We start from the raw sequence: 16580 nt of genomic DNA, 5'->3' as shown, positions 1-16580 counted from the left end.
TACCCCCGGACACATTGCTAATTACCAAGTGTTACGCCATTTGAGGGCGCACGTCATTGCCGAGGATCTGAGAGACCATTCAGTTCAAGCCGGGTTGCTCGCCTTTTATGGCAGTCCGGCATTCTATTAAATGCTATAACCCGGTCTTCACCGGCTCCATCAGGAGCGTTCTCTACCCACAAATTCCATACTTCGAAAAGCTTTTTTCTCTATTCGCTTCTGACTGAACGCCAGAAGTTGATTGTGTCGGGCCGACTGACGCCGTGGATGAGGATCGCGAAGGATTTACCGGCAACATGGTATACCTTGAGCAATATCGGAGTACTATTTCTACGCTCCAGATGCCGCACGCGCATTCATATTTCGCTCATTTCAATGGCTTTGCAAATGCACTAGCGTCCACGTACGACAACAGATTCTCGCCCTTCCAGTATGGGTCCAACAGATTCAGCAGGTCTTTTTTAACCAGAAAATCTTGCGTAAAGCGCATCCTGAGCTGCTGAGATAATTTTTCCTCGATTTCCTTACTTTTGATTCTGATGGCGTCAGTGTCCAAATTCAAATTCAGCTGCTTCAGTTCAGCAATCGCTATCGGCTCAATCGTTTCCAGCTGTTCGTACAGCGCTTTTTTCATTTGAACGTAAAGCCGTTCATCCACGCGTCGCATGACACCTTCCCATGGTACCCATTGAAGTAACCATGTCAGAAACCCACTATTTTCTTTGCTTTTTACCTGTTGTCCGGCGATCTTGAAGTCTTCTCGCTTGACGCCCGACATATCAAAAAACCGCATTGCTTGTACCGGCAGGGTCAATTTCAGTACGACCCGCAGCTCGATAAGATAAGCAAAACACACCTCAATTTCATCTTTAAACTTTGGCGTAGCCGCATTCGCCCGAGCGATTTGTTCCAGCTTATCCTGTCGAAACATATTTCTGCCGATGTCAATCAATGCAGGCAAGTCGCAGTCATATTTGTCGCTTTCCACCGCAGCGAGTACACGGGCGTTTTGCAGATCCACTGGCAACGTCGGGAGAGTGGTGAGTTTGTTGCCATAAAAAAACAATTCTTTAATCAAAGGTGGCAAACTACATAGTGCGAGACACACCAGATTGAGGCATGCAGCGCCTAATTCGAGGCAGGCTTTCATTCTGAGGACTGGCATATCGCGATCTTCACCGGCGCCAGGAAAGGCATTTAAGGCCCACAAGTCCCATTCTGCGAAATATTGCTTTCGTCCATTGCACCTGTTCGCCCGAGGTTAATTTGACGGGCCACGCGCTTGACTAGACTGAATCGGCAGGATCATGCCACCATTTTTACATTCCAGGGAAGACGCACTTTTATATTTCGATCATTTATCAGTGCCTGTAGACACATAATTTGCCAACGATTTATAGGTAAACCCAGCGTCGGCGTCTGTATTTCTCCCTCGAGCCTTTGCCCGAGAGAGGAACATACATCATCAATCAGGGTTTATTTACATCTGTCGCGGCTTTGCAGTAGGGTATATTTTAGTACTCGCTTTTAGTCCATACGTATTCGTCACAGTCAGTTCAAAGCCGAATTGCGTATTTTTGTCAAAGGGACGGAACATCAGGTTGGCAGCGCCATCTTTTTCATATCCTCTGAAGTCCAGCATTGGCCCAGAGATTTGCCGCCAGCTATAAGTCAATTTTCCTGCCATCGTGGTGTTTTTAGAGTTCGTACCGTCTAGTACGAGCGTGTCGAAACCACTATCCACATTGGATGAAAATTTTGCCGTGGCAACGGCTACCGGATTTTTGACAGCCACTGGCGTCCCAATTATTTCGATCTCATCGGTGGCTGTCAGACCGGCCTTATTTTTTACCGTCAACTTAAATTTAAGCTTCGTATCCGCTTTGATATCTCTCAAATCAAACTCCAGGTTACGTTTGCTTTTTCGGTTCGCGTAATCGAGATTTTGCTGCGGCCCTGAAAGCTGAGTCCACAGATAGGTTAAGGCGCTGCCATCTGCACTACTGGATTTTTGACCTTTCAAGGTGACGATATTTCCCACAGTAAAAACCTGGCGATAAGATTCGATAATCACATTTATCGCCGGAGGCGTTCCGGGCTGGGCAATTACCTTGATCGTCTTTTTATGCTTAAGGCCAGTTTTTTGGTGCGCCATTTCAACTTCAAATTCAAATGTCGTTTTCTTATTTACCGCCGGAATAAGCACATTTGCCATTTGCGAAGCATGGGAATTAATCGTCAGCTTAGGATCACCAGTGATTTGCGTCCATCCAAACTTAAAATCACTGGCCAGCGCGTTGGAAACATCCACCGATAATTTCACACTAGTCACTGCAGTCACCGTGCTATGCGAAGCATGAATCTCAAAGATTGGGTCTTTGCCTATGCTGGCACACTCTTGCGCAGTCAGATTGATACCACAGGTCGCATACAACGCTTCACGTTCCTGCACTGAGGTAAACTTGTCTTCCAGTTTGTTGCCCAAACCTTCGTTCATCGCATTGACACTGTATCCCAAATGATCTTGCTCAACTGACCAGCTAAACACACCGCCTAGTCCCATCTCCTTCGCATACTGCGCCTTGCGATAAGCTGTACGCGGGGTATCGATACTAAAATACACTTGGCTGGTTGGATTGTAGTAATAATCGGCGTCGTATTTTTTATCGGTGAACAACGAGAAATTATTTTTCCCTTTAAGATTTTCGCCGGCAATGTTGGCGAACAAATCAAAGCCTTCCAGGACTGTGGCCTCATGCGTACCGAATACCTGATCGGCACTTACATTAATCGCTGACGCTGGTTCACCCGGACGTTGAATTTCTCCTTTTTTCCCGCGCGAATAGTTTGCCACGCCCAAGATAATTTTTTTCTTTGGTACGCCGTATTCCTCTAGAAGTTTAATCGCTTTTTGCGCACTAAACTGTGCATCAGACGGCCCGGATAAATTAGTTTGGTGACCCAGGTCACCTGACCATGCACCCCAAAAGTCATAGTTCATCAGATAAATTTTATCCAATGACCGTGCGAGCCGCGCGTAGTTTGCGTGACCCACGTTGTTGATGTATTGCTCGGTCGCACCCACTGCGCTGGAGATGGTTACGGGCTGCGCGACGCCGGCTTCGAGTGCAACTTTCAGTTCCTCGACCAGAATAGCAAAGTTGCGGCCCTCTTCTTCTGATTTTGGAAACTCCCAGTCAAGATCGACTTCGTCTAATTGCCATTTGTAGACAAAGGAAACGACTGAGTCAATAAATACCTTGCGCTTCTCCGAATTAGCAGCCAGAACAGGGAACGGTGTAGAAAGTGTCCATCCACCGACGCTTACGGCGATTTTTAGATCTTTATTTTGTTCTTTCAGATGCAGCAATTGCCCCATCATTCCGCGCACATTGTAACGATTTAAACCGTCGTAATTCTTTTTTAGAATTCCTGAGTATGCATATTCGTCCCACGGATAATCGGCCTGCCTTTTACTTATCGCAGATTGAAATCCACCCCACACGTCAAGCGGGGTTATTTCAAAGTCCTTGCGTTCAAGCTCAGTACAAGCCTTGCTGACGGTCGCGTGTTTTTCACCCGTATCGCCGCAAATGCCGACAAACGCGTAAACAAGATTGGTGTAACTGCTGGCATCAAGTTTTTCTACATCGAACTTACGACCATATTGTGCCCACTCCGATACATAGCCACCGACGACGAAATTTTCGTCACGGGAGGAAACAGGCTCAGTGCCTAAAAATCCCTCTTTATTTGGAACAACGGCTTTGTGGGTAAGACCGGTAACTGAATTGGCATAATCGAATGAAACAACCGGCGTGCCAGCGTCGAAGGAAATTGTTTCAGTTTTGGTCGCACATTCTCCGCCTTTGCAAAGTTTGGCAGTGAGGGTGTTGTTACCCACATTTAAACTGGATTCGGGTATTGTCCAGTTCACATAGTAAGCAGCGCTGCCCCAGGCCTCAGCGGCCGTCATCTCAATGTCCATGTTACCTGCCGCTGTGCTTTGGCAACCGAGAATGGCACTATCAGTGGCCGCGGCGCCTTTGTACCAGCAGACGGAATCGGCGAGCGGTGCCCAGTTTGTCACGGTACGGATTTTGGCATTATTGACGGAGGAATTAACCGCTTCAAGCTGATCTATTTTTGGGGGCGCTGCCAGTGTTTGGCCAGACAGCATCAATAATATCGGAAAGGCGGTGAACCCAATCGCAGGCAAAAATTTTCTTTTTTTCATAGTCGTTTTTAGATACATTAATGTTGATTCTCTTTGGTGTTGATGTGGATGTGGATGTGAAATTATTTAAACAATGTTTCTCGCTATTTTTTCCCTCCAAAAAAATGATTGACGCAAAATTTTTTTCTGCATTACAAAATAATTTATGATCGAAATCTTGGTAGCGAAAATGCTCTCATTGGACCGGCGAGCGGGCGTATATCGCGTGCCTGGATTTTTGAAAAGTGTAAATAAAATATTTAAATCAGACACACCAACGTAAGCAGGCCGCAGGTGAATAACCATGCGCAAGACGTTTTTTTGAATAGAAACTGGGCGCACTAAAATACAAACGCTGTATATAGAGTTCGTTAAAACTACATTACATGCACCCTAAAGGCTGTTGCGGTTAGCAACCGCAAAATTGCTGTTTCGGCTAATGTAAATCGATCGTCGCACTATATCCAACCGACCCCGATGCACCAGCCGGCAACTGTCCCGAGAATCTCCAGATTGCTGCCGCTTCGCTTTTCTGGAGCGTGCAGGTTATTCCTGCCGGTATATTTTCTCCGCAGGTTACGTTTTTCAGCGTCATGCGTGAATCGATAGAATCATGAATTTCTTGCATCGCTATAAAGCTGCTGGAGGTATTGCTAAATTTGATTGTGTAGTCCAGCGTATCGCCCTCGTTTGCGGCAACCTTGTCAACACTTTTCACCAGCTTTAGCACACCTTGATCGGGAACCAGGCTCACCACATCATCGACACCAAGGTCCTCCATACCAGTTGCACCCAAGACAACCCGACTTGCGACGGAGATCTCAGCGTCGGCTTTTATGCGTACAGGAATGCGGATGTTAAACGTTTCTTTTGCGCTCAACTTTCCACCCTTAGTCAACAGTTGCGAATGCGATGGCGTGCCGTCCCAGTCCGGGTTCAACACGACACCGGGGTTCGCGCCTGCTCCCAGAATAAGCGGGCCGTGCGCTTCCAAACCAGCGGGCAGCTTATAGGTGAGATTTACATTTTCAGCGTTACCTTTTTTTCCAGTTACCGTAATGCTGTAAGTGAACGTGTCCCCGGCAAACATTTGACTACCTGAAGAGGTACTTATACGTTTTCTCCCGACGTCTGCGGGACCGCTCCGCACAACTTGGTGATCGACATTACTGGCCGACGATTCCCAATTGGTACGGGTTACGCCCAATTTGATTACAGGGGCTGTTACGTAGGGTTTCAATAATTTTGGCGTCTGGTTGCCAGCCCGGTCGGTAGCGATTATCTCGACCTCCACGGTCCAGTGCTGATGTAACTGTTCTGCGGTCAGGCCGAAGGCAAACGTACCGAACGAAGCCATGTCCGTTATCGACTCTGACCATTGCTCCTCTGGTCCGGTTCGCCAGCGGATGTTGATTGCACCTTTACCGTCGCCATTGGGACCGAGACCGGAATTGTTATCGACGGCGGTGCCGGTAAGCGTGTAATGACCATCATCCGACATTGCCTGCTGAAGGTTGTCTAAAACTGGCGCAAGCCTGTCAACATGGATAGTTCGAATGTCCGATACGCTTGATTCCAGGTAGCCATCTTTCTTTTTGACGTGGAACCAAACAGCATACGTCGCGCCATCCTTCCAGTGTTGGCTTGCCTCCAGCGGCACCCTAAAAAGGCCATCTTGCCCCGTGAAAGCCATATCCTTGTAACTGGTGTTACCGGCATCGGTGCCGTCTTCACTTTTCCAAAATATATTGATCTGATTAACACCCGGCACGGTCTTGCCAGCGATAAGTATCGGCTTGGCGGTCGATGGATTCTGCCAACTCTCTGGCACAGAGTCGGTCCAATTTCCTTTGAACGGCACGTGTATCATCCGGCCTGCCGACCAAGCGGACTGCCACCCTCCTCTTTTGACTTTGAATTTCACTTCGTAAGACTTGCCCGCTTCCCATTCGTCCGTGCGGCCAACCGGGATTGTGAATCGATTATTGCTGTCCAGCTTGATGGAGACTGCACCCGGATAGGTGTTGCCGCCGGCCACGACCTCCTGCCACCATACATGGACCTCATCAACGCCGGGGTCAGTCTCGCCGGTGATCTGCAGCAGATTGTCGTGCGACGGTGTGTACGTGCTGTCCTGATCCGGGCTAATCCAACCCAACGTAAATGGCACATTGATCATGCGGGAAGACGACCACTCGGACTGTACCCCGCCTCTCTTGACCTTGAACTGCACATCGTAACTCTTGCCGTTTTCCCACTCGTCACTGCGACCAACGGAAATCGTGAAATGGTTATTGCTATCGAGTCCGGTGGGGACTGCGCCCGGATAGGTGAACACGCCATCTGTACCGATTTCCCGCCAGCGTGCATGCACCTCATTGACGCCGGGATCCGTTTCACCGCTGATTTTTAGCAGGTTATCTTTGGACGGTATGTAATCGGTATTATTTTCCGGGCTAAGCCATATCAACGTTGTCGGTGTGGTGTACTGCGCGTTTATCAGGCGGGGAGCCGACCATTCGGACTGCAGACCCTTTCTTTTAACCTTGAATTGCACTTCGTAAGCGTTGCCAGCTAACCATTCGCCAGTGCGGCCAACGGGGATCGTGAAACGATTATTACTGTCCAGCGCCGTGGGTACTGCACCCGGGTAGATATACAAGTTTGAACCCGCCTCCCGCCAGCGTGCATGGACCTCATCAACGCCGGGCTCAGTCTCGCCGCTTATCTTCAGCAGGTTATCGTTCGAGGGAGTATAAAAGCTGTTGGCATCCGGGCCGACCCACACCAACATCGTCGGTTCGGTGTTGGGCACATTTATTTTGAGGTAGGGTGACCAGGCCGATACAAGCCCTCCCGGCCTGACAACCTGAAATAATAAGTCGTAAGCAGCTTCAGGTTGCCAGTTCACACTGCCGGGAATCGGAATATCCTTAAATTCACCGTTGGCATCCAGCGTGACCGCCACATCTGCCTCCGTCACGCCATCCGGACCGGAACCAGGACCTTTCCACCAGAGCCTGACCTGCTGATTCTCACCCAGATCGATTTTGCCGCCGAACCTCAGCGGATTATCCGTCGATGGCGTGTACGCACTGCCATCGGTCAAGCCCCTCCATGCCGGCGTGCCCGCAGGTGTGGTGTACGGCACTTTGAATGTTCTGGGTAGCGAAAAATCTGCCGATGAGATGTTATCTCTCCGGGAAAAGAATTTGACCTCATAAGTATTGCCCTCTACCCACTTATCGCTGTTGAGAACCTCAAGATCACTAAATCTGTTCTCGCTGTCGAGCTTGACGGCGATGGCGTTGTTCTGTGTGCCCGCACCGTCGCTACCCTGAATTTTTACAAGCGTCGTTATCGTGTTCACCCCGATATCAGTCTTGCCGCTTATCTTGAGATTACCGGTGGATGGTGTGTGCGAACTACCGTCGTCTGGACTGATCCACTCCAGATGCGATAAAGGACTTGTATAAGGCACATAGATGTTGAGAATCGGCGACCAGTCGTCGGCATCGATACCATCCCGCTGGACTTTGAATTTCACCTCATAGGTTTGACCTTCTTGCCAGTTCACGCTATCCGGGATACTGAGATTACTAAAAACGTTGTCCTTAAGCGTGACCCACGCCCCCTTTACGCTGGCCGTCGCATCACTTTTGCCTTGCATTTTTGAACGTGTTGTGACCTTGTTTACGCCAGCGTCGGTCTCTGCGCTTATTTGTAGCGGCTTATCGGTTTGGGGTATGTATTCACTATTATTTTCCGGACTTCTCCAGAGCTGTGTGGAAGGCGCCCGCTCTACCTTGAAGCTACGGGATATAGACCAGTTCTCACCTTTAACGCCATTGACTATGCCGCGAAACTGCACCTGTCGACTACCCTTGAGCCAAGCCATACTGCCGTCTATCGCAACAACAAACGTATTGTCACTTTTTAGACTGACGGGTACGATGAGCTCTTCCCATTGACCGCTCCCATTTAATCTGGACCAGACCTCGATACTTTTTACGGCAGCATCAGTTTGACCGCCGATGATGAACCGACCACCCGTCGCCGGCCAATACACAGTGCTCGCTGCCGGGCTGCGCCATTCGGCAAGCAATCTCGTATAAAAACGATACTCCGGCGATGGGTCTGATACTTGCCCCTGTCTTTTTACAACAAATTTCACCAAATAATCAGTGCCCAATACCCAATTTTTACTGGCAGGAATAACGAAGTCTTTGAAGATACCGTCCGCACCCACCTTCACATATTGAAAGTCCGTTTGCCCGCACGTACGACGATCTGCAGTACACCAACTTGCATTGATCTGCTCAACATCTGGTACGGTTTTTCCGCTGAGCTTAAACAGGTTGTCCGCAGATGGTCCATACCAGCTGTTACTAGTTGGGCTAATCCATGTCGGTGCTGGCGGCGTTTCGGGTAAGACTACATTGAAAGCACGATTTGATAAGGAGGACTGGAATCCATTGTTTCTTATCCGAACTCCCACATACATTTTTTTCCCTGGGACCCAATCCATGCTTGCAGGCACCGCAATTTTGAATTGATTCTTCTCATCAAGGTTCGCTTCTACTACAATATTTGGCGTGTCATCATTCATGCTTTCTTGCTCTGACCAAAACACCTGAACTCCTCCAATGCCGGAAACGGTTTCTAGAATAATTTCCAGTGGCTTGCCCTTTGATGGGGAGAAGGCACTATTGTTTGCCGGACCGATCCAAGTCGGAGGCGGCGCTGGAACAAATACGGCGACAGATTTAAGGAACGCGTAAGATTCGTCACCGCTGTTCGTTACGTAATAGCCATAGACATCAAATGTTTGCATGCCAACCAACTGCGGGAGCGTGGTCATTGAAAAGCGCTGGTTATTTCGGTCGCCGGTGATGGAGGGCCTGGATATTTCCGTTCCGCTTGCATCATAGATTCGGACTTGATTGGCACTAGGATTGATGGTGCCGGAAATGGTAACCGTGTTACTGCCTGTTGAAGTAAGGTGCGCTTTAGCAGTGCCCCCGATATCAATAATTTTAAAGGTCTTTTTGACAGAAAGACCCTCAACCCCGACGTATTTAGCAGAGGCGAGGAATTCTACTGTATCTCCGGGTTTACCCACCTTAGAATTAACGACGATTTTTTTTATACCGCCCCACGTGCCGATATTGTCACCGCACACTGCGTTAAAACTGTCACCATTATCTGTATTCCAGAATTCAAATTTCCCCGTAAATTCCCCTTTACATGACGTCAAAGTATACCCGCGCGCTTGTGCCATCATCTGCACTTCTACCATATCCCCCATATACGCTTCGGTCGGTTCAATTGTGCTGCGGATGTAGAAGTTCTGCGCTTGCGCCGCGTTACCAAAACATATCAGCGTCACTAACAACGTCGCTCGTAAAAGGGTTGAAGGCCGGCACAATCGTGCGACCGTTTTAATCATGGAAAATAGCGTTTTCATATTACAGACTGCTTTCATCAAATTTGTAACGCAGTCGGAAATACGTGCCACGCGAGGTGTTCGCCATACTGCTAAAATCCCGGTCTTCAAAACCGAATACGTTGTAACCAACCGAAATCCACAGATCGTCGCTGGCCTGATAACCAGCCTCTATACCCATGGCGCTCAAGCGTTCGCCGAGACTGCTGGCGAATAATGACCCCGCAACGCCCGCATCCCATTTGGTGGTAATGTCGCGAGTGACGCGACCAGACAGCAAGTGGCCTTGCATGGCGCTATGCTGACCATGACCGTTTTCTGTCACATGCTTAAAGGCGTAGCGTCCAGAGACCGTCAAGGCGTGATACGGTCTGTGGCTGGCGTGTGCGGAGAATAAATGCACATGGCGGTTAGTGTTCTGAATAGCGGCCAGACGACCGTTTTCTAATCGGTGTTCGTAATAGGCCAGCGCGTTGAGCGTATTGCGTTCGGTTTCCCGATAAGCGACGCCAAGCCGCTGACGGGCGCGTAGACCGTTGCCTGCGTTGCTGCCGTTTCCGTTTCTACCGGTAACGCGATACACCGCACTCTTGCCGAGAAAGGTCCAGTCAGGGTCAAGCTTGATCGCTACACCAAGGGTGTTAAGCATCGCATCTTCCTGTGGGCTGCGGCGTAACTCCAGACCGGCGCCGCCCTTCCAGCGCGTGTCGGCAAGATATTCCACTTGCCCGGTGACGGCGGTCGCTTCGTCGCTGTTGCTGCCGCTAAGTGCCTTGGTGCGCTCAAAGGTGGTATTAAGGCGCAATCCCGGTGCGACATTCCAGCCGTTACGCAGTCCGAATGCATTCTGTGCGGCACGTCCATCAATGGCGCTGCCTAAACGATATTCATTGAACAGACTTGCCTGCGGCATGTATTCAGTTTCAATACCCAGCACGGACCGGTAATTGCTGGTTTTTTGGGCATCACCCAATTCATAGATATTACCGAGGCTGGACAATGCTTCGTGTCGTCCATAGACCTTGGTGCCCGGCTGGATCTGATAGTCACCGCCGAAGGCAAGCAGACGCTTATCGGCGTCGCGCATATCGCGCTCGTATTCGGTGTAGATGCTGGCGCTGGGCAGACCGGGTACGCGCATTCCTACTTTGGTTCGCAATGTGTTGAGATTGAGGTCATCGGTGCCGCTGCCACCGTTGGCGGTAGATCCTTGCGCTGTGCCGCGCACTATCCGGCTGCCAACCTCGACTTGCACGCCCGCATCGAAGGCATGCTCTACCCCAATCAACACACCCTCTAACTTGGTATCGGGGGAAAGGTTACTGCCGTTACCGTTATTACCATTACCAAAGCCGCTATTAGAATCGTTACCACTTTTTGATAACGTTCTGGCGTGTACCAGTTCCCCCTTGAGGGTATTGCGCTCGTCGAGTTTGTATTCGGCCCCCGCACGTGCTTCGATCTGTCCACCTGAGGTTGGCGAGTTCAGGTTATCGAACTTCCCGTCGCTCTGGACGGCAGTTACGCCAGCCTTCAACGCGGCACTTTGGTGCGTAAGTTCTACCCGGCTACCACGTCCCAGACCCCGGACCGATTTGGTCTGCGCCAGTTCGCCTGCCAGCTTGGTACCACGGCCCAACTCTGCCTCTAGTGTCATGCCATGCAATGCACGCGGGTCTGCCGGATTGCGATCTTCTACCGCAACCGCACCCAACTTGATGGCATCCGTTACATTGACTTGTACCTCGCCGCCATACAGCCAGAAATTGGCGCCGTTACCATCCGACTCATAGGTAATGCGGATGGTATTCGGGTTGAGGTTAGCATCAGTGGACGGTTCGGGGCTTTTGAATAAAAGCGTCCCGCTCATCGTCTCTACTTCATAATCGGCGAAGCGTGCCAGCACACGCGTAGCAAGAATACGTGAAGGCATGCTGCGGTCATGGGTGATGATTTCGACCCGTTCGCTGTTCTCCAGATAGTCGGCACCAAATACTGAAAACGGTCCGGACGTGCCGTTTGGCCTGATCTCTACCACCCGTTGTGTCAGGTTGTTACGGCTAGCAAAAAGCGTTCCACTGACCCGTCCTCCAGCAGTCTGGAAGTGATGTTTGATACCGGTAACGCCACGGTTATATTGCGTCAGCTGGCGCACACCGGTTGCATCCTGCGTAGAGAAATCGCCGTAAAGCAGATAGCTCTGACCTTTATCGATCCGCAGATACAAGCGACTGGTAGATTGCGCATCAAAGCCACGCACCGAAGAGTCGCCGTAGACCGGATAGTAGCGCTCAGGCTGGATATCGCGGAACAAACGCTGCTTGACGTCCTTTTCACTGTCATAAGCGGCGGTCAGCAAATATTCGCCTTTTACCTTACCTTTAAGGAAGAAAGCGGCACGGCCTCCGGCAGTGATTTTGCCGTTATCCCATGAGGTGCTCAGTCGACTCAGTTCGTTCTCAAAACTGTCGCGCTCGCCCACTGGTCGGATCAACCCATTACGAAGGCTAACCACGCCCTCGACAATACCGTTCGCCAGCATGGGGCGCAGCGGTGCAACCAACTGGATTTGACGTCTGGTCTGAATCGGACCGCTGACTGCACGTAAAGTCAGCGCACCGGGTTGCTCTGGCGGCAGAAGATCAAACTCAGCCACGCCATCTTTGATAATTCCTCTATAGACGTCATCACCGACATGACCGGACGCATCCAGCCATTGCCCGGCGCTGGCGCTCAACGTGACCGTGGTCGGTGCAGTCACCGGAACATCATTGATGTCGGTGACGTGCAAGCGCACGCGTAATGGCTTCTTGCTATCTGCTTCTGCTGTCGCCGCGACTTCAATTGTTAGCGTCTGAAAGTCCCCCGGCGCAATGACCGTGATGCTTTGTTGCTGCGTTCCCTGACGTACGGTGAGAACATTCTTACCCGCTTTGAGCGCAACGCCAATGTATTCCCATGCCGCAATCTTGCGTGAAATCAGTTCTGTGCGGGTACCAACGCGATCTTGTCCGATCAATTGCCCGTTGACCTCGAGTACAAAGTCACCCGCTGCCAATGTGGCTGACGTCGCGACTGTGATGGCACCTTTGACCCGCACCCGGATCTGGCGCGTAGGGGCAATCTGTCCCTCGTTAAGGTCGACAAACCCGAGTGATGGGTCCAGCTTGGGTAGCAAGGTCGCCAGGGGTAACGGTGCTTCGACTAGTGCTGCACGGGCCGCATGCGTCACCAATGTTGGTACAAGCGCCTGATTTTTTTTCAGATCAATAGGGGCATTAGAAAACCCCGACGTTGCGGGGACATCGCGCTGCTGGACAATCGCTACATTTCTGTCGCTATTATCTGTCGGCTTTTTGGATAACGAGAGCGGGGCCGTCGTAGTACCTGACGCGCCGACGCCAATTCTGCCAGTAGCAGATAAGGTCTTCAGACTTTCCACCGAGGTGTTACCGTCCGTCGCGGATGGATTTACATCAAAACGACGCTTGATGACGGTCTCGATTTCGGACGCGTTGCTGGCCGCTTTTTCACGCCGCGATTCAACGTCTGTCAAACTACCGACGCCGCAACTGAGTGTAAAATCACCGCGCCCAAGTTCGCCATTGCGTAGATCGATGAATTGATTACCACCGTGACCGGAATTACGGTTAGTGGTCGCCAACGGTATCGCGCCAACCGGTAAGGTAGTGTTATCTATTTTCAATACATGGGTCAGTGGTTTTACACCGTAAATACTGTACTTTCCGTCCTGGTCGGTCTCGGCAAAAGTCCCATCTTCCAGATAAATACGCACGCCGGGGACGCCGATGGTGTGGGACTGGCCGCTGGCCTTACTGTCCGCGGCATCGCAGATCATCGACACCTTGCCGAGAGCGTATGCGTCATTGGTGAACACGCCACCGATAACATTGACGGAAACACTGGCTTGCTTAGAACGCAGGTTGCCGGAATATGCAGTGGCATGGCTTTCTGCACGTGCGCCTTCACGTGCATTGACGCCTACGCTGGCACGATACTGAATAAGTATCGGGGCATCGTTCAAGAGTATGGTATCCGCTGCATTAAAGCGTAAAGCGTTACCGCGGGTTTCTGGTTCAAGCGCTACGCCTGATCCGTTGTCGGACACGCCGCTGCCGCCACCAACGCTGCCAGCAACCATCCTTGCGGATCCTGGCACGTAAGTAAATCCTCGTGGCAACTGGTCTGCGATATTGAACCCTTTACGTGGGTCTTTTCCTGTGTATTTGAGTGTGAGCGTGTAGTTAACGTAATCAATCAATTCAACCTCACGACGATCCGCATCCTTGCGCAAAAACAGCACGTCGCCCGCACTAACGTTGACCGGATCAATTGCCAGCAGGTTATTTACCAGACGCGATGCATTGACCTCGCGCTGAATCTCTTTGTAATACACCACCTTGTCGTTAGCGGCCGGAATTTCCAACGAGTCCGCCGCCATCACAACATCCGGGGCATCGCCAGCGCCGGACAGGCGAATCGGTGTTTCCATGGGCGGCATGGCACTTGAAAAGTGTGGCTCGTAGCCAGCAGTTTCAACCGCCAGCGTATAGGTCCCAGCCGGTGCAGTGGGCGTAAAGGCATAATAAAAATAGCCCTCTGCATCGGTAATTACTTCTGCATTGGTCGGCTTTCCGACCAGATAAGCGGATAGGTCGGCCCCGCGGGCATTGACCCCGAGACGAACTTTTGCGGCGGCCACCGGCTTACGCGATTGCGCATCGTACACGCGTCCGCTGTAGGATACTGCAAGGTTTTGTTCGGCATAAACATGACCGTTTTCGATCCGCTCATAAACCAGTTCACCGGCCTCATAGTCACGCGTTACATTAGCTTGCGGCAAGCCTGTTTTACCGTCAAGTGGCGTACCGACGCGTACACCGCCGGGCGAAATAAAGCGTAGTCGATAAGGACCACCGGCAGGCAGACCAGCCAGTTGATATGCTCCTTGGGCATCGGTGATGGCCTCGGCTACTATCTGGTCGGTCTGGACCGGGGTATTACCGGTGTCGCTGTGGCGCGCAGTCTTTGCGCCACTATTTGCAGTGGGAGTCGGTGAGGCAGCGGGAGCGGCACTGGCGGCACTAGCGGTGCGTAATTGAACGCGCCATCCTGCCAATAAGGTATCGCCGCTATCGTACGCGCCGGTATGACCGCGATCCATCCAGACGCTGCCGGACAGTGAGGAGCCGCGGGTTACTCTGCTGTTGAAATTAAGCAGATTGTTGTCCGCGTGGATAGCCAACTCGCCGCCACCGCTGACTGAAACGTTGCCAAGTAAAGATATCAGGTTCTCGCCGGGCGGAAACGCCGCATCGACTGCACTTACTTTAACGATAATGTCCGAACTAAATTTATTGCCCGCAACCGCCTGCTCTGTCGAACAGGTCACAAGTTGAGCGTCGGTGATCGCACATTGCCACTGCTTATCGGCACTTGCGGTTAAAGCGCGTACGCCCTTCGGAATATTTGCAATTAAGATGATCGGTTTATCGGTAAGACCGCCACCGATATTGTTCACGCGTAGTAAGTACTCACCCGGAACACCCAGTCCCAGGTCGGGGGACTGGATATAGGGCACGATATCAGGCGTTGCGGCGCTGGCGCGCCGCAACATGACGGGATTACTTTGCACCCGCTCATTCGCATCCCAGCCGTCACTTTGCAACGCAAGTGTGTCTGGTGCGGAGGCGTCTATTACTAACGAAAATGTTGCTTGTAAACTTTCGTTCTGATCCAGTGTATTGATTGCCACTGCGATCTCGGCCACCCGTGTGCCGGGTGCCAGAGTAGATGAATGCGCCGCTGCAGCAAGGGTTGCCGCAGTTTTACTGTCCCGGACCGTGCGGTAGTGAAACAATGGATCGCTCTCGTAGCGATATAGTCTTTTTATTAGCGGATTTTGGGTAAGTAACGTGCCCTCTACATACGAAGCCCCGGCGGGTATGACATGGCGCAGCAATACGACGGTTTGCGCTTTGCCGTCGATGGTTATTGTGGTGTTATTGATGCTGCTAATTCCCGTGGCTGCTACTGCGCCCAGATTTTTAGCACTAAGCTTAACGTCAACCGCACCGTTTTGCGCATACCATAATGGCGACGCCTGCATCATCAATTGGAGTAATGCGTTGTCCGCGATAGTCGCCTTGAGGACAAATCGCGCCTGTACCTGTTGCAGCGCAGTGGTAGCGATCAATTCAAGTGTCGCTTTTCCGACCGCATTTTCCGGTACGTCGGCAACCATTAATAATGCGACCTTTTCATTCGGCTGCAAACTCAGGCCGAGGCCCGCAGCACCGGATGCTTTGAAATCTGTGATCAGGGGCGCATTGGGGTCAAACTCGCCGCTTTGCCGCACGTCCCGGTATAGCTTTGGCGCGCTCAGCAAAAATGCAGGCGGACCGCCCATGTTTGATGTAGCAGAAAATGAAAACTGACTGGCAATATTGCCAGCGTTATGCAATTGCAGCGGAACCACCAAGCGCGTGCCAGGCTGCGCGAGTGCCGCGCTATTACCTGCCAGCGTGACGAACTCCAGCGGCGCGATTTTTACGATCACCAGATTGGATGCCACGTTACGCAGGAGGCTATTCGCTCCCTCTTTATAGCTCGCCTTCGCTTGCACACTGAGCACCGTACCGGGTGCCGGGGCGCGAGCGTATGAAGCGCTGCCTGCCAGAATTAAAGCAAGAAATATGCTTCCTGACAGAAGCCACATCCACGATTGAAAATAACGTACGTTCATTTTTATTACATCCGATGCAATCCACTCAAACACGACATGGCGCGTTAAACGGGAAGATAAATTAAGAGTTGAAATGAGGACTTACGCAAAATCGCCTCAGCGGGGTTATACTTTCTAAACCCCTTGACCCGACTTGCGGGCTCGACCGGCTT

Annotated in this window: 4 protein-coding genes; all 4 read right to left on the bottom strand. The window is 51.2% G+C overall.

What is annotated here, in order from left to right; translation table 11 throughout:
- Positions 1-367 precede the first annotated feature (367 nt).
- A complete protein-coding gene (locus tag HAV38_RS15625; RefSeq protein ID WP_168056298.1) occupies positions 368-1165 on the bottom strand; it encodes an NEL-type E3 ubiquitin ligase domain-containing protein in 798 nt (265 codons plus the stop codon).
- A gap of 315 nt (positions 1166-1480) precedes the next feature.
- A complete protein-coding gene (locus tag HAV38_RS15620) occupies positions 1481-4237 on the bottom strand; it encodes a glycoside hydrolase family 18 protein (protein ID WP_168056297.1) in 2757 nt (918 codons plus the stop codon).
- A gap of 415 nt (positions 4238-4652) precedes the next feature.
- The gene (locus HAV38_RS15615; protein WP_168056296.1) at positions 4653-9683 is read right to left on the bottom strand and encodes a DUF11 domain-containing protein; all 5031 of its coding nucleotides are present in this window, start codon (positions 9681-9683) and stop codon (positions 4653-4655) included.
- 1 nt (position 9684) lies between these two features.
- Positions 9685-16428, bottom strand: a complete 6744-nt coding sequence (locus HAV38_RS15610; protein ID WP_168056295.1) for a peptidase associated/transthyretin-like domain-containing protein — start codon at positions 16426-16428, stop codon at positions 9685-9687.
- Between the last annotated feature and the right edge of the window lie 152 nt (positions 16429-16580).

It is taken from the genome of Glaciimonas immobilis (genome assembly GCF_011947285.1).
Classification (GTDB): Bacteria; Pseudomonadota; Gammaproteobacteria; order Burkholderiales; family Burkholderiaceae_D; genus Glaciimonas; species Glaciimonas immobilis.
This window is presented reverse-complemented; position numbering and strand designations above follow the sequence as displayed.